Raw genomic sequence first — 22951 nt, 5'->3', positions numbered from 1 at the left:
GGAAGCAGAATAAAGAACCAGAAACTCAAATTCCCAGCTTTTTCTTTAATGTTGAAATTTCCAAAGGTTTGGGAAGAAGGTCGATGATATGCTGGCTTGCTTTTGCCTTGTCAATATCTCGGGTGTCTATTGTTGAAGATAGCATGAAGATGCGGATCTTTTCCTGCAACATCACAGGAAGATGATCGAACTCATCGATGAATTCAAAGCCGTTCATGTCTGGCATTTGCAGATCCAGGAGGATAATGCTTTCGGGCAGGATATCAGCTTGCGTTATAAGGTGTTTCAATGCGTCGCGCGCGGAATTGAAGGTCTTTACCGAGTTTGTTATGCCGCTTTTAATCAGCAATTTCTCATATATGAACAGATCAAAAGCACTATCATCTATAAGAAAAAAGTGTAAAAGTGGCTTCATGTCTGGTTATTTATGAATAGAAGGGATGTTGACCTCGAAAATACTTCCTTCGCCTACTTTCGAGGAAACGCTGATTTCGCCTCCAAGTTTGGCTATCGCCTCATGAACAATATATAATCCTATGCCGGAACCGCTGTTTGTTGCCCCGGCCCGGTAAAACATCTTGAATATTTTATCCTGATCCGACTCTTTAATGCCATAACCATTGTCTTCAACGATAATTTTGGCCGCCTTAGGCGTAGATTTGATCTTTAAATGTACGAATTGATTTGGCTTTGTTTTGTCCTGGAATTTTATCGCATTATTGATCAGGTTATTGAAAATGATCCTGAGTTTCATCACGTCCGACTGGAATACGCCGTCCTGGTCAATGTCCGTTGTCATTTTGAGATTGCCATATTCGGGCAGATACTGAATCGTTGCCTGCACTTCCGTAACGAGCTCTTCGAAGCTGATATCGGTCACCACCGGAACGCCGCGCGCATTCTTATAATAATCGATGATATTGATAATGAATGTATCCAGCTTTTTTACCGATTGCCGGATCAGTTCGAGATATTCGTTTTGCGATTTGATATCGTCTTCAAGCAAAGCCAGGTTCACGATGCCAAGCACGGACATTAATGGTGCCCGCAAATCGTGGGAAGCGCTGTAAACGAATTTGTCAAGTTCTTCATTTGCCTTCTGTAATTCCACATTACGCTGTTTCAGGTCCTCACGGGTTTTGTAAATATCGTAAGCATGTGAAATCGCGTTTTCGACGTAATTGTAGTCCCAGGGTTTGTCGATAAACCTGAAAACCTCGCCCTTGTTAATAGCGTCGATCGCTGCACCGATGTCCGTGTGACCGGTAATGAGAATGCGTATGGGTTTGGGATATTTAGTCCTGATTTTTTCAAAAAATTGCACACCTGTCATGATCGGCATGCGCTGATCGGCGAGAATGATGCAGAAGTCATTATTTTCAAGTATTTCCTCCGCTTCTACAACTGACGAGGCGACTGTAATGTCGTACTGCTTCCGGAAAGAAGCCTTGAACGAGTGAAGGTTATGTTCCTCATCGTCAATGTACAAGATGGTTATCGGTTTTTCACTCATTGAATTCCTGGATAGGGCGTGCTTTTTGTTTTACTGGCAGGGTGATTAAAAATTCTGTTCCCTGACCGACCTCCGTATTGACCTGAATATTTCCGCTATGCACTTCGATAATTTTGAATACAATCGACAAGCCAAGGCCCGTTCCGTCACCGACCTGCTTGGTAGTGAAGAATGGCTCAAAGATCTTGGCCCGAACCTCCGGCGGCATTCCCGGTCCGTTGTCCCGAATGGAAATGGCAATATTTTCAGGGTCTTTAAGCCAGGACCTGACCCAGATCGTCGGCGTCTTATTTTCGCTCTTTTGTTTTAACAGGGCGTAAATAGAATTGTTTAGAATGTTCATAAACACCTGGTTAAGCTTACCGGCGAAACATTCAATACTAGGGATATTTCCTAATTCCTTCACCAAATTTATCGAATTACCCATTTGATAATTCAAAATAATCAACGTTGACTCAATGCCATCATTAATGTTGACAACATTAAGGTCAGACTCGTCCACACGGGAAAATATTTTTAAGCCTTTTACAATCTCGACCGTCCTGCTGGCGCCATCTTCCATGCCTTTTAACAGCGTTCCCAGCTCGGTTTTAATATAATCAAGGTCCAGTTCTTCTTTCAGTTTTTCAATTTCCCTGATCTTCGTCTGTAATCCGTCAAGGGAATCTACATCCTGAATGCTGTCGTAAGAGTCAAGTATTTCCAGCACGTCGTCAATATCACGGCGAAGCGGCCTGATGTTGGAGCTTACAAAGTTGATCGGGTTATTGATCTCATGGGCTATACCGGCGGTAAGCTGACCAAGAGATGCCATTTTTTCGGAATCCAGGAGCTGTGTTTGTGTATCTTTTAGCTTGGTGAGCGTAACATTGAGTTCGGTATTAGCGTATTGCAACTCAGCGGTTCGCTCGTTGACGCTTTTTTCCAGAAATGTGTTTTGCTCCATAATGATTTTTTCATTTTCCAACGACACTTTCAGCGCCTCGGCCTGCGATTCCTCTCTTTCCTTTTTAAATATATTAATCTTATCGGCTAGTGCAATAGAAAGTAATACTACTTCTGCAATTGAGCCAAACTGCATGGTATAAGTTGTAAGGAAATTATACGGCAGAATGTTGATATTACGAAGAACCAAGAGAAAAAGACCAAAAAGGAAAATGGTCCAGGCCGTTAAAAACAACTTGGCGGGCCGGTAATTCTCTTTGGAAAGCTTGAAACCTATTATGAAAAGACCGATAGCCCCGATTCCTCCTGAAACATCCACTGCCCGGAAGCTCAAAAGTTCAAAACCGAGGAGATTCAGCAGCCCGGTGGATGAATAAAGTGCGATAATAACATTAAGAATAATGATGCCAGGTGGCCATTTTTCTTTTAACTGGAGAAAGTTTTTGACAAAGAGCATTGCGAAAATGCCTGCGAAACCTGAGAAGTAGATCGTTGCAATAGAATTAAACTTTGGCGCATAAGGCCATATGTATTTAAATCCATAACCGGTCAATGCGGTCTGTGCCAGTCCCACGGAAAGGACGTAAAGTACATAAAAAAGGTAACTTTTATCGCGGGTAGAAAAGTAGATAAATATATTATAAAGCACCATCACGATAATGATCCCTGAAAAGATCCCGTTGATGGTTTCGCCGATTTGCGCAGCTTCGAAGAAGTTTTCCTGGTCGCGGATAATGAGCGGAAGAATTACCTGATTGAAACCCTTAACCTTCAGATAATAGTTTTTCTGCTGTCCGGGCCTGATATCCAGGTCAAAAATAAGGTTTTGATGCTTGATATTCCGATCGCCAAAATCGGCGTTTTCAAGATATTTTTCAGTGTTGATCTTTCCGTCGCTAATTTCAAAAAGTTCACACGTATGAATCAGCGGATGAGCCAGTTCGAGGTAAAGTAATGAGCTGGCCGACTTATTTGCAATTGAAAACCGGATCCAGAATGTAGACTGGCTGAGGCCCATATTAGGGGTATCGTCCGTGCTTTGGACGAAGTTCTTCTCTTTTAGCACTTGTTCAAAACTACGCGTATTGGTAGCATCTTCAAATATTTCAACGTGCCGGCCAATGATTTGTGAACCCTGGTAAAAGTTCACAGGAATAGCGTAAACAAGCTGCGCAGAGAATAGAAATAGAATTGCAAATATGTGCTTCAACAGATTCATAAACTTAAATCTTCATATCCAGATTGTAATGTAAAGCAATTTCTCCCTTTGGTCCTTTTTCCACGGCATATTGAACGGGGTGTTCCCTCAAATTCATGATCCGTTCTCTTTCCTCCTCATGCGCATGCGGCAAATCATGCAGGTCATTGACGATGATGGCGGTTGCGATAAGGCCCTCTTTGGGATAGTAGAATGTTCCGTTGTTTCCCAGGTCGCGAATGATCTCAAAACCGATCCTAAGGCACTGCCGCAAGGTAGGAGGGGAGCACAATGCCAGCAAATGATCGACACCGATCTGCGAAGTAATCGCGACGCCAATCCTGCCTAGAAAGATGCTTCCAATGCCAAAACCGGCAACTTCTTTGGAGTTGAACAACCCGCAGAATTCCGCCAGTTTTTTTCCCTTCATATTATCAACATATCCGTAAATACGCTCATCTTTCTTTGCAATAGCGCCTTCCATCGGCATTTTCATTTTTTCATTACGAACCTGGATTCTACCTCCGCCATATATCTTTTCACCGTCCTCCGATTCTACAATGATAACGTAGGTGTTTTCGTCGTTAAGCCAGTCGTGGCTTGCGGAAGTTACCTGTTTTACGCCATAAGCCTCCAATACTTTTCGGTGTTCGTCAATATACCTGTAGGAGGTTTCGATATCCTCCGTTGCCTTGTATGCTTTAATTTTTGCTACCATCAAATTGCGTCGTTTACAATAAACAAGGTTTCATTCAATGGAAGGCGTTGTGATTGAATGGCGGACATTTCGGGTTTGATGATTTTTAAGAGGAAAACCGCTCTTGTGTTATTTTTTGAATATATGATATTTTGAAAGTCATATCGTAAACCTTGCAATTTGTCTCTTTCGCCTTCACTTAGTCCCGTCGCGGAACCAAGCCTTTCAAAAAGAAAAAGCGGCGATAATAATGGTTGGGCGGCCAGGCCTAGTTTTTCGGCAGTTAGCCAAAGCTTTTGTGCAGCCATTCCAGCCAGGAAATGTTGATCCGGTGACTCGGGCAATGTGATAACGGCAACACAGGAAGCGCTGGCGACACCGGCCCGGGTGCCTTCTGTCAAGGCATTACCGCCTCCGATTGCTCTCAACGTTCCGGCAATTTTTTTGTTCCTGACGATGGACAATGCAGCCATTTGCGCTGGTGCCGACACCAGTGTCTGGATCGGGATTCCGTCGCCTGTTCCGGCATTTTCTTCTCCGGGCCATCTTATATCACGATCAAAAAAGTCGCGGTGCGCTTCTTCATTCAGCATGATCACCAGATCGCAGGCTGCAACAATTTTACCCAGATCGGCAAGATGGCTTTTTTCTGTGATAAATTGAACATTCGCCCCGGATATGCTTTCTGCGGCGCTCCGCAATGCATTTACCTCCGGTTCTGTGAGGTTATATGGCACACCTGAACCGCGATTTGTAGACCTGGAAGCTATGAACTCTGCCAGTCCGGTAAACTCATTCTCCGTCTGGCCTTCTTTTGTGAATTGTATGCTTGCAACTAAATAAGGAAGAGATTGTGCAGGAAATAATTTTGCATCAGTCTGGTAACCAAGCTGATTGGCTTTTAGTACTGCGTTTTCATATGCTGCGCCCAGCGCCAGATGCGCAGCCATATTATTGACATTGGCGAAGGAATGTGAACGAAATGCATCATGAAACAAATGCAGATTTCCATTTCGATAGACCCATTTCCAGGGCTGATCATTCCCAGCCGAGTGCGCACGCGTTCCCGCAGTGACGATCTGTCTGATCTCATCGTCCCCGGGAATGACATTCGTATGGATTTTTGGTAAGGTATCAATGATCTTTGTGGATTCACCAAGATCAAATGGAGCGTTCGGATTACTATAAACGGTTTCAGGAATTCCGTCCGGTTTATTACCAATAATGGTTTCCAGGTCCACATAATATCTACCTGAATCTGTAAACTGATCGAGCAAAATGCGCCTGCAAACGTCGGTTACAACGCCTCCTCCTAATGTCACCGCACTCGCCAGCTGAGGCCACGTGCTGATCGTCTGCCCGATCTCAAGCAGAGAGGCACGGCCACGCATAGATGTGTTCATAGCGTCTATAATGCGCATTACCAGTGGAAACCGATCGGCGGGGGCAATGTTTTTCAATTTTTCAGGAGGGATACCGGCCAGCATACCGTGCAAAATCGGTCTGTCTGCTTCCCGGTCAAATCTTTCAACATCCAACATTCCGCGGTCGCTCGTTTCCATAACAACGGGAATTTGAAGTTTTTGGGCCATCTGGCGAGCACTGATTTTTACTTCCAGATCGTCACATTCGTCAACCAGAATGTCGAGCTTTCCGTGCTCTGTCAGAAATGCTGCAATGTTGCCATCAGTAATCCCTTCCGGATAACATTGAATGTCCAGATAAGGGTCGATCTCAGCGATTTCCCGGGCGGTGACAATGCATTTGTTGATCCCCAGATTGTGCAGGCCTGTCTTTATCCTGTTCAGGTTACTGAGTTCGATAGTATCAAAATCAGCAAGTTTCAATGTTCCGCAAATGCGCTCAGTGGCAACGCTGACAGCAACTGCATGTCCTACCGATAGCCCGATTATGCCAATCTTGCGTTTAGACAATGCCGCTTGTTCCTGTGGAGTAATTTTGTAGTGGTTTCTGCTCGTTCTCAACGTAACGAAGTCCGACTCGTTCAGAATGTGAAGTAACCGGTTGGACCATGGGTAATAGATCCAGGAACCCAGCAAGTCAGGATCTTTGTCAGCGACCCACTCGTTGTATTTTTCGTCAATCTCAGCATTCGTCAAACGTATCGCAGGACTCTTAATCTTAATCAGTTCCTTCATTTGAGAAGGAAACAGGTCCAATACGATTTTGTTTTGATAGTCGGAGATAACTGAGTTAAACTTTTGCTTGTCAGCACTTTGCTCTTTAAAGATAAAAACCGGCTTATATATCGTATTGTTTGTTGAATCTGGATACATTTTTTAACTATTAGGAGGACGGTTCCCAGAAGAACTCACTTTAAATTTAATATTTGATAAAATGTATTGATCTTCGTATAAATTCCCTGGTGAATGAATAGGTTTATGAAATACCAGGTAGTCTTATGTCGATCAATAGTTACACAAATTGCTTAATTTATTTTTGTAAAACTACCACTGCTTCACTCGCGTACAAAATATTTGGTTGAAATGGCCCAAAATTCATTGACACGGAGTCATTTAACCGAAACACAAAAACTTAAATTGTAAAAAGCGCTTGCCGAATTTATGTTAATATAGAATTAATATTATAATATTATCAATTAGTTTAGAATAATTGATCAAACTAAACAGTCAAAACCTCCGAGAGAAAGATTTTTGCAATAATGGAAACCAAAGAAAAGATAAGTGTCCTTTATGTGGATGATGAAATAAACAATCTCAATTCGTTTAAGGCAGCGTTTAGAAGAGATTTTAATATATTAATCGCGACTTCCGGCCGTGAGGGCCTCGAATTGCTGAAACACAATGTCGTGCATGTGATCATTACCGATCAGCGCATGCCTGAAATGACGGGAGTTGACTTTTTGATTGAGGTTTTGAAGGACTATGCCGAACCCGTGCGAATCTTGTTAACGGGTTATACAGACGTCTCGGCGGTGATCGATGCCGTGAATAAGGGGCACATTTATTACTATCTCAATAAGCCCTGGGACGAAGCTCAGTTGCGGATCATCATTAAAAATGCCCACGAGATCTTCTACTTACGTGAAAAAAATAAGGAGCTTATTGAAAAGCTGATCGAAGTTAACGGTCAACTCGAATTCCTGCTCAGGCAAAATCTGCTTTCCTAGAAAACCCCGGATACATTCATTTTCTTTTGAAACTGAACGTCCTTTTGTTCAATTGTGCTAAGCTAAACTCTTTCAATAAGTTGAGCACAATGGAGAAGCCCGCCGTTATGAAGATTGCAAGGAAAAGTATTGCAGCAAAAAGTAAGTTGCCGATTGCCTTTAAAAAAATGATTGCGTCCATGTCCTTATGTGTTTAGTGAGTGTTTACAGACTGATATGTTAAAATCATACCAGCCGTAAAACTGTGCTACATTTGCTACTTGACACTGCATTGGTATCCTTTTTGCCTGTGTAATGAATCATAAGTGACCAAAAATTCATCAAACCGATTCAATCATGAAAAAGATATTGGCAGTAGGAGCAGTTTCAGGCGTTGTGTTGTACGTTTTCTTCAACAAATTTTTCAGACAAATGGAAAGAAACTTCGGTCTGGAAAAAAAACAGGATGAAATTGCCGGGAATAACAAAACAGAAGGGTATTTTTACCATCAGAGCGAGCTGGCGACAGATAATACTGCCGGCGAACTGGTAAAGAACATTAACAACTAACGATCCGGCCGGAGCAACCCCTTCTAGGCGATCTGTCTAGGCGACCCCGACCGGGTAAATCAAGTTTAATATTTGTTGAGATAATGTGGCGAGCAGTCTGTTTACAAGTTGTTTTTTTTATTCTGGCAGGACTGTTCACATCGTGCGGGGAGGGCACAATCCCTCCTCCACCTCCAAAAAAGCCTATTGAGGAACCGGGTAACGGAGAGGAACCCATTGATTCCACTGGGAATGACACAACGGGACATTCGGATCCCGACACCATTATCATTGATACATTAAGGCCCAGGAACAGCAACCAGTTCCTTGCGTTGTCCAAAGGTTTTGGCACCGCCAACATTTACAGTGAAGCACAGCTCGGCATCCGGACTGGCACATATAAGCAAGCCCGGGACTACATTGGCCGTACGGTCAACCTCAATTATTCATTTCTTGCGAAACAAAATGATACGCTGGAATTTCGGCCTTTCATTCTGATGGTGCACGAAGGCGCATTCATTTTTGGCGACCTGGCCAATGAAATGGGTAAAGCGAAATGGATGGCGAGAAAAGGTTACGCCACTGCGGCTATCAATTACAGGCTTGGTTTCAACGGCGGCACGGAAGCTAACACTTGCGGCGGGAACAACGCGGAGGTCATCATGGCTATTTATCGAGGCGTTCAGGACACATATACGGCATTACATTATTTTGCCGATAAGTCTAATGAATTTGGTATTGATCCGGGTCAAATGATGCTTGCGGGAAGCAGTGCCGGCGCGATCATTATTTCAGCGCTTGTTTACATGGATGAAGCTGATTTTGAAGCATTACAGCCAGGAATTGTGAAAACACTCGGGCCTTTGGATCCTGTTAAGACAGGAACCGAATTCCGCGTCCGGGCTTTACTATCGTACTTAGGCTACTCCATTTTCAGAACGGGCTATGTGAAAAAGTCCAATGCAAAGCCAACGGTATTTTTTCAAAGAACAGGCGATACGGTGCTGCCTTACACCCAGGGAAATTTGTTTTCGTGCGGAAATTATTTCTGGATGCAGGGCGCCAAACCGGCATCTGACAGGCTGAAAACATTAAAAATGCCATACGAGCTCAATTATCAGCCTGAAAAAGGACACATTCTTTCCTACACGGAAGAGCATGTTGCAAACCGATACGCACAGTTTATGAAACGTTTCTGGTCAGGCGACTTTCGGCAAACAACTATTGAAAATTTCAAAACGCTGGAAGATCTCAAACTTCCATAGCGCCTTAGCGCTTTTTCATAAAAGGCAGCAATTGTTTCAGATAACTCGATAATTTTAGTTCGAGAAATTGGTAGGAAAGATAAGAAACGACCATTGTCATGAACAGCGATAAGAAGAACATCGACGTCCCCGTGCTATAAACCGGGTAACCCAGCCTTTTGAAAAAATGCCCTAAAATTACCACAATCGGCAAGTGGGCGAGGTAAACCGAAAATGACATATCGCCGATTTTCACAAGCCAGTCCGGGAAATTAATCGGACGTCGTGCATTGTAAAAAATAAATGCGGTGAACAACAAGCTAGAACCCAAGCCCCACTGCGAGGGCCCTAATCCACCAAAAAATCCCGACCAATATTGCCATAGCGCTAGCGTGACAAACATGAATACGAGCCAGACTTTTGCAAAAACAGATGCGAAAATAGGGAAGAGTTTCTCGTTGGTATAAATCAACCCGATGATGACGCCGTATACGAAGTTCCAGATGATTGGGTTCGTGATCATGTTGAGATAACCATTGCCATAATCGGCGGTGCGCTGCGTTTCCAGGGTAAAGTAGCCCAGCGTGAGAGGAAGGATTATCAGGGTAATGATAATGATCACGAAGAACGCGTACCACCGGAACCTGGAAAAAAACATGGAGATCGCAACCAGCCCATAGAAGTATATCTCATAATTAAGCGTCCAGCCAACAGGCAGGAAGGCATACCCGTAAAAAGGAGGATCGGTGTGGGTTACTGGGATGAATAGCAGGCTCAGAATCACACTTTTAACTGCACCTGGTTGCAGGCCGATCCTGCTTTGAAACAGGAAATAAATCAGCGTAATGATTGCATATGTAGGCCAGATCCTGATAAACCTGCGTGCCATAAACTTGTAAACCGATAGCAGCGAGAATGTGGAATGTTTGGTAATGTACACCATAATAAACCCGCTGATCACAAAAAACAAGGCCACCCCCGATGGGCCTGAATTGAAAAAATAATCGAGTTCCTGCTTGAAAGGCTCGTTCTTTCCGATAACGTCTTTGAGGTGATAAATTGTGACAGTAAGTGCCGCAGCAGCTCTAAGAACCTGTATACTGTTTATCTTGGACTCAAAAGGATTGCTTACCGGCTTTGTCTCCTGATTCATTCTGTTAAATAAAATTTGCGGTTTGGGATCCGGGCGTAAAGTAAGTTAAAGTTTGCTTCATGTTGTAATTTGTCGTGAGCTGCATGTGATTTTCGGTTTACTGCCGGTTACAGGGCAATGCGGCACAGTTTTAGTTACCGAAGGTAAACGTATATTGCAAAAAGTAAAATTCGTAACAATGGATCAGACGTTGATAGTAAAAGATCAGATACATATAGAAGCCCCGTTAAGTAAAGTCTGGGAAGTGTTGGTGGCCCCGAAATACATCCGGCAATGGGATGACCTGCCGTCGGGATTTGACGATTACTATCTGGAACCCGGCAGGGTTATTGAATGGACGGGCATAACCAAGCTGACCGTTACAGAAAGCGAACCGAATGCGCTTCTGCGGCTTTCGTTATATGTGGACAAATGGGAGCAGCCACCCGCTGCATATGACATTGCATACACTTACAGGCTTTCGGAAGAAGCAGAAGGCGTTTTGCTGCAACTGGAAATAGGTGATTTTGGCGTTTTGGAGGATGGACAGGCTTATTTTGATTCCTCCATCGAGTTTGCAAAAACTGCTTTGGAAAAAATCAAAAATCTGGCGGAAAACAGACTTTAATTGTGGCCGTGAGTATATTTGTATTGATCACCGCCGAAAGTTATGCCAGCGAACACCAAACTATATTACGACACCAACGAAGTAGCCGAAATAGTTGGCTGCGAACCATCTGCCCTGCGTTTTTGGGAGAAAAAATTTCCGCAGTTGAATCCCAAACGGGATGCGCGTAACAGGCGGAGATATACAGAACGGGATATCGAGATCATTCGAAAAATCATGCACCAGCGTGACAAGCAGGGGCGTACAATCAAGGGAGCGCGCGAGCAAATGCGTAGAAAAGAAGAATCGCAGCTGCTGATCCAGCGCCTGATGCGCGTCCGTAAATTCCTGGTCGAATTGCAGGAGACATTATAAATTATTACTTGCCTAACCCTGAGTTTTTCCATGAAATATATCCTTTGGTTCGTCTTTGCCTGCACTTCTTTGTCGTCCTATGCACAAAAATTTCAAGCGGCGTCCATCCGTAAACACATTGAATTTCTTGCTTCCGATGAAATGGAAGGACGTGGAACGGGAAGTCTGGGAGAGATCAGGTCGGCTAATTACATTGCTACGATCTTTGGTGAACTGGGCTTGAAACCTGCCGGAATTGACGCTGGCTTTTTCCAGCCGTTTCAGGTTAAATACTCAATTGAAGGCAATCTCCACCAGGTAACAGGAAGAAATGTGGCTGGTTTTTTGGACAATGGTGCTAAAAAGACGATCGTGATCGGCGCGCATTATGATCATTTGGGGAAAGGTTTTCAGGGAAGCTCACTTTCACCGGATAGTCGTAATAAAATCCATAATGGTGCGGACGATAATGCTTCGGGAACAACGGGGCTGCTGGAACTGGCCGGATATTTTGCCAAAAACAATATTACTGAAAAGCATAATTATCTTTTCTTAGCCTTTTCGGGTGAGGAACTTGGCCTGCTGGGATCCAAACATTTCACTGATAATCCAACCATTCCACTTGCGTCCATTTCCTGCATGATCAACATGGACATGATTGGCCGGCTGAGCGATGAAAAAGGCATTATCGTTTCGGGCTGGGGGACAAGCCCGGTTTGGGGGAAATTGATTCCTGAACTTGCCAAAGCGCAGAACCTGAAATATACCGTTGATTCCTCGGGCGTAGGAGCATCAGACCACACATCATTCTATTTGAAAAATATTCCTGTTGTCCAATTCTTTACGGGCGGACATGGAGATTATCATAAAGTGAGCGATGACATTGAACGCATTAATTTTGACGGCGAGGCTAAAATCCTCACCATTATAACCGGCCTGCTCGAAAATATTGATAAAGAAACCACTGATCCGCAATTTGTGACGGCCGCAAACCCGCACACAGGCAACAGAACTACAGATTTCAAAGTCACATTAGGCGTAATGCCCGATTACAGCTATTCCGGAAAAGGTCTCAAAATAGACGGCGTTTCAAAAGCGCGCCCGGCCGAAAAAGCGGGAATACAAGCCGGTGATATCATTACCAAACTGGCCGGAAAAGAAATCACATCCATTTATGATTATATGGAAGTGCTCGCAAAGCATGAGAAGGGCGAGAAAGTAGAAGCAGAATTCCTGCGTGGTTCCGAAACCAAAAAGGTGTCTGTAACTTTTTAATCAACGATCGCCCCGCGTTTTCCCAGTTCAATCGCCTCCATCTGGCTGATAAGCCCTTCGTGCAGATTGAAACGCAGCAATGTCCGGAATTTGTGAAAGCCTTCGCGACCAGCCGCGCCGGGGTTAATGTAGAGCATATTATTTAACGATTTGTCGCGGATCACGCGCAGAATGTGTGAATGCCCGCACACAAAAATGTCCGGTGTCCGGGATTTCAGTTCCGGCATCACCAGCGGGTTGTAGCGTGGTGGCGCGCCGCCAATGTGCGTGATCCACACCCGGAACCCTTCCAGTTCAAAATGCAGATTTTCCACCGTCCTGGCCCGGATATCATTATTGTCGATATTCCCGAAGACAATCCGGCAGGGTTTGAATGCTTCGAGCTGATCAATAATTTTGACTGATCCGATATCCCCCGCATGCCATATCTCATCGCAGTTTGCAAAATGGTCGAACATTCGCTCATCCAGATAACCGTGCGTGTCTGATATAAGGCCAATTGTTTTCATTTGTTCAAAAAATATTTGGTGTCATGGCGGATAGCATCCGCATTTTGTAACCGCAAAATAAATTAATTTATTTTTCTTTGAGATTTAAGTAACTTATATATAACGTTTTTATATATTGGGGCATTGAATCTTAATTTAAGTTAATTTTTTATTAACATCTTATAAAACAGCCGTCAAACTAATTAGTTAGTTGTAAAGTTGCAGCAGTTTGTATATTATTGCGTATTGTAATTTATCAGTTACATCTACTACTCACATAACCACCAAAACCAGCCTTGAAAAAAATCCTACTTCTGTTCTACTTATGTCTTCAACTAATGGTTGTGCACGCACAAACCGGAGGACGCTTCACGCTTAAAGGCGTGGTCACGGATACCTCGGGCGCGGTGTTACCCGAAGCCACGGTAATGCTGCTGCTACCCAAAGATTCATCGCTGGTCAACTTTGGAAGAACGAACAAAGAAGGTGTATTTGAATTAAAAAACCTGAAACGTGCACAATACATTTTCAAAGTTTCCTATGTAGGCTTTGTTCCTTATCAGGAAACGGTTAATCCAAAAGATGGCGATGTGACCGATTTAGGCAGAATGAAAATGAAAGTGCTTCAAAAGGAGCTTTACGAGGTCGTTATTAAAACCGCGAGGGCGCCGCTAAGCATACGGGGCGACACAGTGGAGTTTGACGCCCGTGCATTCAAAGTTCCGCCAGGATCAACGGTGGAAGACCTGCTCCGGAAATTGCCGGGTATGCAGGTTGATGCAGACGGAAACATTAAAGCCCAGGGAGAAGAGGTCAAACGTGTAACGGTAGACGGTAAGCGGTTCTTTGGCGATGATCCGAAGATGGCAACGAAAAATCTTCCCGCAGAGGCTATTAATAAAGTTCAGGTTTTCAATGGCAAAACGGAGCAGTCCAAAGTGACCGGTGTGGATGATGGAAAACGTGAAAAGACGGTCAATCTGGAATTGAAAGACAGCCATAAGAAAGGCGGTTTCGGAAAGGCGATTGCGGGAGTAGGAACGGATAAGCGACTGGAAGGGAAAGTGAGCTACAACCGGTTCGATGATAAGCAGCAATTTGCCCTGCTGGGATTTGGAAATAATACGAACCAGTCGGGTATTGCCCGGAACGATTACCAGGACTTCAAAGGAAGCCAGTCGTTCAACTGGGGTGATGACGGTGATTTTGGTTTCAACAGCGGTCGTTATTATGGAGGCGATGACATTACTATTCAGCCCAACTGGGGTGGAGGGGGATCAGAAGGCTTTACCAAAAATTTCGCAGGCGGGGCCAATTATAATTATGATAACAAGAAAACGAAGCTGAGCACGAGCTACTTTTACAACCAGACCAAGGCGATCATGGACGTGCGTTCAAGCACAGAAAATTTCCTGACAAACGATTCGTACAGCTCGTTAGCCAACTCCAAAACAATCGGATTTACAGGAAACCATCGCCCAAGCTTCCGTTTTGAAAAAAATATTGACTCGCTTAATACAATCATCCTGATCAGCAATTCAAGGATCAATGCAGGTGATGATCATTTCGACAGTTATCAGCGGTCCTTCCGTAACGAAGGCGTGGTCACCAACCAGTCGACTGTGAAGAATTTCAGCGAATACAGTTCATTCGCAATGGCTAATCTGCTCCTTTACCGGCATAAGTTTAAGAAAAAGGGCAGGAATTTCGCAGCAAGTATCGGGTACAACATCAATAATGCGGATGAGAATAAGGACCTAAGCTCAAACAATGTCTTTTTCCAGGATTCTGCGAGAAACAGCATCATTAACCAGCTCAATGAAACGGAAAGCACCAGGGGCAATTTGAAAGGCAGTTTATCATACATCGAGCCTTTTGCTAAGAAATTTTTCTGGGAGACATTCTACAATTACAGCATGCGCAAGGACAAAGTGGACCGTGATGTGTTTGATGTCTCAGATGCGGGACGGGAGGTTAATCCGCTGCTGACGCGGTTTTATTCCAATGATTTTACTTACAACCGCGTAGGAACCAGCGTGCGTTACTCAAACAAAGGACTCAATCTGTCGGCCGGGCTCGCTGGTGTCCAGTTTGAACTGAGAGGAAAGTTCGCCGCGGATAAAGCCGCTTCTGACTTTATGCGGGTGACCAAAAGCTATTTCACACTCGTACCAAACGTTTCTGTGAACTACGATCTGAAAAATAACCGCTATCTGTACGCAGAATATGGTCTGAATGTCCGCGAACCATCGATCACCGACTTGCAGCCTATTGTGGATAACAGTAACCCGCTTTTCATCACGGAGGGAAATCCGGATCTGATCCCGTCATCCACACACAGCGTGTATGCAGGCTATAACATGTTCAATCCTGCGAATTTTATCAACCTTTACATTGGCCTTTCATATAATTATAATGTAAATCAGATCGTCTACAACCGGACTGTGAATGTCGAGAACCTGATCACGACTACGAGGCCGATCAATGTTTCCGGCGGATACAGTTACGGGAGTTATGGTGGATTTGGCTTTCCGTTGAAGAAAACCAAAGCGACAATGAACCTTAATGCGAGCATTAATTATAACAACAACATCACTTACATTAATGATGTTGAAAATGAGACCAATACAAACAGCTACAATTTCGGGACCCGCCTTGACCTGACGCCAAGCGATGCTTTTACTTTTTATGGTAATGCCAACTGGGGTTTCAGCAATTCGGAATATTCAATTAATACGAATCAAAACCAGAAGATCTTCAATGCAACTTATGGAGCGGATGTGAATGCGAAGGGGCCGAAAGACATTTACTTTAATGCAAAGTTCAATTACAGGATCTATAAAAACGATCAGTTCGGCTTTGATCAGAAACTGCCGATCCTGAATCTTTCTGTCTACAAAATTGTCCTAAAAAGTAAAAAAGGGGAAATCCGCCTTACTGCCAATGACGTGTTCAAGAAAAACCTGGGCATTACGCAAAACGTGAACCAAAATTATTACACAGAGAGACGCGTGGCGACCTTATCCAGATATTTTATGCTGAGCTTTACGTATAACATGCGGGGTGTAACTGCTTCTGTACGTCGCAGTAACAACTATTAAACACTGAAACAAAACCTATGAAAGCCGTTTTAATATCAATATTGTTGCTTGTTACTGTCGTGTTTTACGCCGATGCGCAAAAGACGGAGGGGGAAATCACGTACGAGAGGGTTTTCCACTGGACGCGGGTGTATTCACGGCTAAGTTATATGAGCCAGGAAGAGAAGGACAGGATGAAACTCACCTGGGGCAATGATGACGAATCAAAGCAGGAAATGCTGCTGATTTTTAATGATAAGCAAAGTTATTATAGCTATCCCAAAGTGGAAACACTGTCAGAGGGTGGTTATTCCTGGACCAAGGAAGAATTTAAAAGTTATCGCGATTATGAAAATGGTAAAATGACGGATTTGATCGCCATGTTAGGAAAAACCTACCTTATTGAGGATTCATTGCAAACATTTAATTGGAAAGTGATGAACAAGATTAAGGAAGTGGCAGGTTACATGTGTATGATGGCAGTTACGGAAGACACCGTGAAAGGTCAAAAAATAACAGCCTGGTTTGCAGACAATATTCCGGTGTCGGGAGGGCCGCAATTATTCGGAGGTTTGCCGGGAATGATCCTTGAACTGGATGTGAATGACGGCGACATTGTGACGACTGCAAAAGAAGTGAAATTCCGGCCGGTAACCGAGGAAGAGCTTGCCATTCCAAAAAAGTTGAAGGGCAGGAAAATTAATCATGCAAAATACCAGGAATTAATGAGCACGCATATCCGGGACAGCATTAAAGCTCACCGAAATCCTTTCTGGTCAATACCTTATTAGTTTTTCATTAGAATTATTCTAAAACCTGAAAAAGGAAAGATTGTTCCGGACAATCTTTCCTTTTTTTGTACCTTTGCGACTTGAAAGCGGCCGTGACCCACAGTGGTTTGGCTCGATATTTTTAGAAACCGTTCACGTACCAATTTTTTTATACTTAACTCAATAGCTTTAATTAACCACCCTTTATTATGAAAAAAACGCTTTTGGCCGTTGCTATGCTCTTTATTCTTGGCTCTTGTGCGAGCAAGAAAAAGTTGCTTACTGCACAAAAACAAGCCAGTGAAATCCAGATCCAACTAGATAAGGCGCGCGCTGATCTGAATGATTGCGATAGCAGAACTGCCGGACTTAATAATGATTTGAAGGCGAAAAATGACGAGCTTACCAGCAAAAATGCAAAATTGAAAGAGCTGGAAGAACAAGTTGAATTCTTGAAAAAGAACAATAACAACCTGCTGGACCGTATGTCTGACCTTTCTGTTATCAGCAAGGAAGGATCTGAAAGTATCAAAAAATCGCTTGCTATGATGGATGCGCAGGGCACTCAGATCCGTGATCTGAATTCCAGCATTCAGAAAAAAGATTCTTTGAACATGGCGTTGGTATTGAACCTGAAACGTTCATTAGCTGATGTTAGCGACGAAGATGTTCAGATCGAGGTGAAGAAAGGTGTAGTTTACGTTTCACTTTCTGACAAAATGTTGTTTAAATCCGGAAGCTCGGTAATTAATACACAGGCTGAATCGGTGTTGAGCAAAGTTGCCAAGATCTTGAACGACTACAAAGAAATCGAAATCCTGATCGAAGGACACACGGATAATGTGCCTATCGCTACGGATAAAGTATCTGACAACTGGGATCTTAGCGTTTTGCGTGCTACATCGGTTGCACGTACGCTTCAAAAGAAATATGGTGTTGAGCCTGTTCGTATGATTGCTGGTGGTCGTGGCGAATATTTACCCAAAGTGGCAAATGATTCAGCGCCTAACCGCAGCTTGAACCGTCGTACTGAAATTATCATTACGCCGAAATTGGATCAATTCTTTAACCTGTACACGCCAAACGCTGGCAAGTAACAGTTTGATTGCATTATTTCCAGAGCCCGTCCGGTACGACGGGCTCTTTTTTTGAGAAAATCAAAACACAAATCCAATGTCTGACACTGTACCAAATCGCGAAACCATCGAGAAAGCGCATAAGCTGATCGCGCCATACATTCACCACACGCCGGTTCTTACTTCCAGTTTTTTGAATGACCTGTGTGAAGCGGAAATATTTTTCAAATGTGAGAACCTGCAAAAAATTGGTGCATTTAAGGCAAGGGGAGGGCTTAATGCAATCCTTACACTCACGGAAGAGCAGCTGAAAAACGGCGTTACCACACATTCAAGCGGAAACCATGCGCAGGCCATCGCGTTTTCGGCTGCCAAAGTAGGAGCGAAGGCGTACATTGTCATGCCCGATAATTCGCCGTTGGTTAAGATCAAAGCGGTGGAAGGTTACGGAGGAGAAATTACTTTTTGTAAAAACACACCCGAGGAACGTGAGCATACAGTTCAGGAAATTATAAAAAAGACCGGCGCTGCTTTTATCCATCCATTCAACAATTATGCGGTGATAGCCGGGCAGGCAACGGCGGCAAAGGAACTCATCGAAGATTGCCAGGAAAAGCTGGACATGATTTTTGCGCCGGTCGGCGGAGGCGGGCTGTTGAGCGGCACTGCCTTATCTGCACATTATTTTTCGCCGGACACGAAAGTTTACGCAGGCGAGCCGGAAGGCGCGGCCGACGCAGTGCTTTCATTCAGAAGTGACAGGATCGAAAAAGCGCCGTATGTCAAGACAATCGCGGATGGTTTGCTGACGTATCTCGGCGATAAGACATTCCCGATCATCAAGCAGCATATTACAGACGTTTTAACTGTTTCAGACGAGGAGATCATTCAGTCGATGCGTTATTTGTGGGAGCGGATGAAGCTGGTTGTGGAGCCTTCCGGGGCTGTTTCTTTGGCCGCCTTCATCAAGAATAAGGATCATTTCAAGGGCAGGAAGGTAGGCATAATACTTACCGGAGGGAATGTGGACCTCGGGAAATTGCCGTTTTAGGCCCTTTCGGGATCGACTTTTGTAATAAAATGTAATTTAGTTGCGGCTGAATATGCGGTTAACACTGCATTGCCGTTATTAGTAGAAAATTGCCGCACTCCGGCTTATTGAATTTAGATGTTATTTACTCTTAATGTTAATGTATGAAAAAGCTGATTTTTTGCTGCCTGGTTGTTTTGATGGGTTCCTGCAAAGATAAAAATGATGATCCGGAACCGGAAGTAGACTACGCACCGGAATATGTGGGAAGCTACGGAACGCTTGTTGTGGACGGGCCAACGTCGGTTCAGAATGACTGGGTGATCACGGCTACTGGAAAAAATCAATTGAAAATTGTTTACACAAGGAACATTCATGTCGAAATAGCCGGAGCAGAGGTCGATGTAGTACAGGAGTACAATCTGGTTGATGTTAAATCCACCAAAGACTCATTTACAATAAATGAGACTGTGGATGTTATACAGAGTACTGGAAAGCCGCTACGCCACTTGGTAACCGGGCTTGCGACAAAAGTCGCTGGCGCATCAGGTGAGCCACAGCTAAATACAAACATTAAGCTGGCTGATCCGTCCAACGGGAAGTCCTCCTATGAAGGTTATCTGGAATTCAAAAAGAAATAATAGGGCCTCAATAAATGAAAAAAGCGATTGGTTCTCCAATCGCTTTTTTCGTTTTCAATCGCCACGTCTCTTTGATTTTATCAAACCGAAGTCCCGTCTATCACCGTCCTCAGCTTTTCATATATTACGATCAAAGGAAATACCGTGCCCATCACCAGGCAGGTCAATGCAAAGGCCACTAGCCACAAAATAAAGAGGGTTAATTTAGCAAGAACGACCATATTTAATTGAATTTTATTTCTCTAAAGATCGCTCTGAATGGCATTTGGTTGCAAGCTGAAAATGTTATTTTTTGTTAATAAAAAGCCGCTATCTGCCGCAGATTCCAACGAAATCACAATATTGGCAACTGCTGAGATCCGGCGTTTTCCGGAAAGGAACATCCGGGTCCAGCAGCACATTTAAAATGTCGGTTAAAATCACTTCGGACTTCTCGATAAACTCCCCGGGAGCGAGCTCTTCGGTCAGGTCCAGCGGATTTGAAATCAGATTTTTGGGGTCGCGAAATGAATAAAAACCGGACTTTACAGCATAGTCTCCGAAAGCGTAATTTTTATCACCGATTTTCAAGCCCTGCTCATCCAGCATCTTCCGGTACATCAGATATTCGTACATCCAAAGCTGTCTGACGTAACCCATTTTGCGGTCGGGATCACTGCGGAGAACTTCTTCGCGCCTTACGGGATCGGCAAGCTTTTGCTTTCCGGTCAGTTCCACACTTCCGGTTTTGTAATCCATCACATACAATGTCCCGTCTTCGCTTTGTTCAATACGGTCGATTTTCCCGCCGATGCGCACCGGCGTGTAAGCGCCTTGGAGGATCAGCTGGATTTTTGTGCTTAATGGTTGTTCAGCCGCCAGGATTTCCCTTCTCGGCCGCTGCGACATCTGGTGTTTCAGAAAAACAAGGATCTGGTTTTCACCTACCTGATAATAAATCCTGTTCAACCCCATATCCGTCACGTAGCCCTTGAATTGATCATCAAATTCTTCCCTTAAAACTGTTTTGATCTGTTCCTCGGACGGGTCTGTCTTTTGGAGAAAAAATTCTTTATCCAATCTTTCCAGCGCCGCGTGCAGCCAGGTTCCGATCTCGTCCATTCCCAGCTCTTCTTCCACCTCTTCCTTCTCCTTCACACCCACAATGTGTTTGAGATAAAACTGCATGGAACAGCGGATGAACTCATTTAAATGCGTTGGAAAAATGCCCTTACCGGCCAGATAATGTCTGATCACAGCGAGCATTGCTTCATCCTTATATACTACTTCTTCCAGCTCGTCCTGCTTGCGGTTTTCTAAAACAACCGTTCTGTTCTGAATTTTGATAAGCGGATTGTATTGCGCCAGTTCATATTCCACCTGTCTGATAAAGCGACTTTTTTCGCCGCCACCGGGCGCATCATTTGTGCTTGTATAAAGCATATGCACTTCTTTTGCGCGTTGCAGCAACCTATAAAAATGGTAGGACATAACCGCTTCCTGGTGCTGATGCGTGGGCAGTCCAACTGCCTGTGCCGCGTCATACGGAATGAGCGAGTTCTGGCGTTTGGACTGTGGGATCATTCCTTCATTCACCGAAAGAATGATAATCCGCTCAAAATCAAGCGCCCGGGTTTCGAGCATTCCCATAATTTGCAGATTACTCACCGGCTCACCGCTGAACGGGATTTTCGTTTGCCGGATCAGTTCAAACATAAACGACCGCAATGTCCGCAAGGTAATCAGCTCCGATTTTTCCTCGATCGTCTGTTCAAACTGTTTCAGTAGCGTGTAAAAAAGATAGAGATATTCCGTTTCCAGCGCATTCTTGTAATCTTTGTACACTTCCCTGAGCAACTCAATAAGCTGGTAAAATGTCTGAATAACCTGTCGCGAGTTGTTTTTTTGCCAATGTGTAAAAAGGATTTTGAACAACGGATGATTGTCGCTAAGCGCCATCAGGTCTACCGGGCTCAGAAACACCTGGTTGCCGCTCGTTATAGCCCAAAGCGTTTTCTGAATGATCGTTTGTCCATCATTGAGCGGGCGTAACGCAACATGCTCGTAATGTCGTATAAACGGGTGGTTAAGGACTTTATTTATAGATTTGTACCCGAATTTGGGAATGCGGACTAATTGACCTTTTTTGTTTTTAAATTCAACCACATTCTGCTGCAATTCGAAAATGCTGTCTATCAAAGTGTAAAGCAGCGAATTCCGCATGGAAAGTCCCATAGTGACATTCAGGTCCCGGACGCTTTCGTCCAGCGAATACAACATGGGCGACAGTAAATTTTCATCCGCAAGCACGATGGCGGTAGGGATGGCCTCACCCTGCGCGTCCAGCTCCCGCATTTGCTGATAAAGCTGCCCAGCCACTTTTGTCTGCAATGTCGCGTTGGGCACGCCGTAAATTGAAATCTGTTTTTCCGACGACATTAAATGATCCGTCGTCCAGCTCCATGTGCCAAATGCTTTGCTTTTTTGATATTCCCGCAGGCTCTTTCCAGCTTCCACGCCCACATTTTCAGACATATAATAGCGGTCCGTGTCCCAAAGCACCTCCGCTTTGTGGGCTTTGATCAAGGCGCTAACGATCACTTTTTCGGATTCTGTAAAAGCATTGAATCCTGCAAAATATAGTTTTTCGAAATCGCCTTTCCCCAGCAAAAGTCCTTCAACATCTTCTGCAACTTCACGGTAAGCCATGCCCCGGTAAGCCTTGCCCTTGCCGAGTAAGCGGTTGCGAAATGAAATGTAAACTTTATTGATATTTTCAAAAAGCGAGAAATATTGCTTTGTTCCGCCCTCGGTTTGAAGCGTTTTGCCAGCCGGCATGCTTTCCTGCCAGCGCGTTATGGCGTGCGCTTCTGTCAGATATTCAAACAGATAGGAGGTTTTTACAAGATATTGATCGATTCGGTCGAGGTCATTGAGCAGCACCGAAGCCCAGCCCATGAAACGGTCAAACTGCACGTCGGGGTCAATCTCCTTGAATGTTTCATAGAGGTCAAACAGCAAATGCACCGGATCTTCGATTTCCAATGTGGACATGCTTTCTACGAAATCATCCACAGCCACCACATTCGGGCTCATAATGGCCTCTGTTGTTTCCTTTGCCAGTTCCTGCATCAGGAAAAAAGCAGCCCTCCGTGTGGGCACAATGATATTTACCCTTTCCAATGTTGCATGGTTGCCGAGAATGTGTTTTGCAACGAGATTAAGAAAGGATTGCATAGGAAT

General features: G+C 44.2%; 19 protein-coding genes. 11 read left to right on the top strand and 8 right to left on the bottom strand.

Features of this window, described 5'->3' with window-relative positions; translation table 11 throughout:
- Positions 1-25: 25 nt before the first annotated feature.
- Genes B5X68_RS00860 through B5X68_RS00840 form a run of 5 tightly spaced genes read right to left on the bottom strand, consistent with a single transcriptional unit; the run spans position 26 to position 6650 of the window.
- Positions 26-415, bottom strand: coding sequence for a response regulator (locus B5X68_RS00860; RefSeq protein WP_082212790.1), 390 nt, complete (start codon positions 413-415; stop codon positions 26-28).
- 6 nt (positions 416-421) lie between these two features.
- Complete coding sequence (locus B5X68_RS00855) at positions 422-1513, bottom strand: hybrid sensor histidine kinase/response regulator (protein ID WP_082212789.1); 1092 nt, start codon at positions 1511-1513, stop codon at positions 422-424.
- Complete coding sequence (locus B5X68_RS00850) at positions 1506-3677, bottom strand: sensor histidine kinase (RefSeq protein WP_082212788.1); 2172 nt, start codon at positions 3675-3677, stop codon at positions 1506-1508. Before B5X68_RS00850 ends, B5X68_RS00855 begins: the two co-directional genes overlap by 8 nt.
- Before the next feature lie 4 nt (positions 3678-3681).
- Positions 3682-4374 carry a hypothetical protein gene (locus B5X68_RS00845; RefSeq protein WP_082212787.1) on the bottom strand — a complete coding sequence of 231 codons (693 nt, stop codon included), beginning with the start codon at positions 4372-4374 and terminating at the stop codon, positions 3682-3684.
- Complete coding sequence (locus tag B5X68_RS00840) at positions 4374-6650, bottom strand: Rv1355c family protein (RefSeq protein ID WP_082212786.1); 2277 nt, start codon at positions 6648-6650, stop codon at positions 4374-4376. The genes B5X68_RS00845 and B5X68_RS00840 overlap by 1 nt, the downstream gene beginning before the upstream one ends.
- Before the next feature lie 386 nt (positions 6651-7036).
- On the opposite strand from B5X68_RS00840, the gene B5X68_RS00835 reads away from it, so the two are divergent.
- The 3 genes from B5X68_RS00835 to B5X68_RS00825 all read left to right on the top strand — a co-directional run bounded on the left by B5X68_RS00835 (position 7037) and on the right by B5X68_RS00825 (position 9297).
- Positions 7037-7504 carry a response regulator gene (locus tag B5X68_RS00835; protein WP_026630021.1) on the top strand — a complete coding sequence of 156 codons (468 nt, stop codon included), beginning with the start codon at positions 7037-7039 and terminating at the stop codon, positions 7502-7504.
- Positions 7505-7840: 336 nt separating this feature from the next.
- Complete coding sequence (locus B5X68_RS00830) at positions 7841-8053, top strand: hypothetical protein (protein ID WP_082212785.1); 213 nt, start codon at positions 7841-7843, stop codon at positions 8051-8053.
- Between the two features lie 83 nt (positions 8054-8136).
- Positions 8137-9297, top strand: a complete 1161-nt coding sequence (locus B5X68_RS00825) for a carboxylesterase family protein (protein WP_082212784.1) — start codon at positions 8137-8139, stop codon at positions 9295-9297.
- A 4-nt stretch (positions 9298-9301) separates the two neighbouring features.
- On the opposite strand, the gene B5X68_RS00820 is transcribed toward B5X68_RS00825, so the two are convergent.
- Positions 9302-10429: an acyltransferase family protein gene (locus B5X68_RS00820; RefSeq protein WP_082212783.1), complete on the bottom strand. Its 1128-nt coding sequence runs from the start codon at positions 10427-10429 to the stop codon at positions 9302-9304.
- A gap of 178 nt (positions 10430-10607) precedes the next feature.
- Here B5X68_RS00820 and B5X68_RS00815 point away from each other — a divergent pair, with 178 nt between their 5' ends.
- From B5X68_RS00815 to B5X68_RS00805, 3 genes are read left to right on the top strand one after another with little or no spacing between them, the layout of a single operon-like run.
- On the top strand, positions 10608-11036 hold the full coding sequence (locus B5X68_RS00815) for an SRPBCC family protein (protein WP_082213924.1): 429 nt from the start codon (positions 10608-10610) through the stop codon (positions 11034-11036).
- A gap of 42 nt (positions 11037-11078) precedes the next feature.
- On the top strand, positions 11079-11390 hold the full coding sequence (locus B5X68_RS00810) for a MerR family transcriptional regulator (RefSeq protein WP_082212782.1): 312 nt from the start codon (positions 11079-11081) through the stop codon (positions 11388-11390).
- A 30-nt stretch (positions 11391-11420) separates the two neighbouring features.
- On the top strand, positions 11421-12644 hold the full coding sequence (locus B5X68_RS00805) for a M20/M25/M40 family metallo-hydrolase (RefSeq protein WP_082212781.1): 1224 nt from the start codon (positions 11421-11423) through the stop codon (positions 12642-12644).
- On the opposite strand, the gene B5X68_RS00800 is transcribed toward B5X68_RS00805, so the two are convergent.
- Positions 12641-13153 (bottom strand): metallophosphoesterase family protein, encoded by a 513-nt coding sequence (locus B5X68_RS00800; RefSeq protein WP_082212780.1) that lies wholly within the window; start codon positions 13151-13153, stop codon positions 12641-12643. The two genes, B5X68_RS00805 and B5X68_RS00800, sit on opposite strands and share 4 nt — an antisense overlap.
- A 275-nt stretch (positions 13154-13428) precedes the next feature.
- Between B5X68_RS00800 and B5X68_RS00795 the strand changes: the two genes are divergently transcribed.
- The 5 genes from B5X68_RS00795 (at position 13429) to B5X68_RS00775 (ending at position 19729) form a co-directional block, all read left to right on the top strand.
- Positions 13429-16233, top strand: coding sequence for an outer membrane beta-barrel protein (locus B5X68_RS00795; protein ID WP_310588562.1), 2805 nt, complete (start codon positions 13429-13431; stop codon positions 16231-16233).
- Between the two features lie 17 nt (positions 16234-16250).
- Positions 16251-17003: a GLPGLI family protein gene (locus tag B5X68_RS00790; protein WP_082212778.1), complete on the top strand. Its 753-nt coding sequence runs from the start codon at positions 16251-16253 to the stop codon at positions 17001-17003.
- A gap of 188 nt (positions 17004-17191) precedes the next feature.
- The gene (locus tag B5X68_RS00785) at positions 17192-18079 is read left to right on the top strand and encodes an OmpA family protein (RefSeq protein WP_082212777.1); all 888 of its coding nucleotides are present in this window, start codon (positions 17192-17194) and stop codon (positions 18077-18079) included.
- Between the two features lie 76 nt (positions 18080-18155).
- Entirely contained in the window at positions 18156-19109 is a 954-nt protein-coding gene (locus B5X68_RS00780) for a threonine ammonia-lyase (protein ID WP_082212776.1), read from the top strand.
- A gap of 143 nt (positions 19110-19252) precedes the next feature.
- Positions 19253-19729 (top strand): hypothetical protein, encoded by a 477-nt coding sequence (locus tag B5X68_RS00775; protein ID WP_082212775.1) that lies wholly within the window; start codon positions 19253-19255, stop codon positions 19727-19729.
- A 309-nt stretch (positions 19730-20038) separates the two neighbouring features.
- On the opposite strand, the gene B5X68_RS00770 is transcribed toward B5X68_RS00775, so the two are convergent.
- Positions 20039-22945 carry a PD-(D/E)XK nuclease family protein gene (locus tag B5X68_RS00770; protein WP_082212774.1) on the bottom strand — a complete coding sequence of 969 codons (2907 nt, stop codon included), beginning with the start codon at positions 22943-22945 and terminating at the stop codon, positions 20039-20041.
- Positions 22946-22951 lie beyond the last annotated feature (6 nt).

Origin of the sequence: Dyadobacter psychrophilus (assembly GCF_900167945.1) — a bacterium.
Classification (GTDB): Bacteria; Bacteroidota; Bacteroidia; order Cytophagales; family Spirosomataceae; genus Dyadobacter; species Dyadobacter psychrophilus.
The sequence above is the reverse complement of the archived record's forward strand: the minus strand, read 5'-3'. Positions and strand labels throughout refer to the sequence as shown.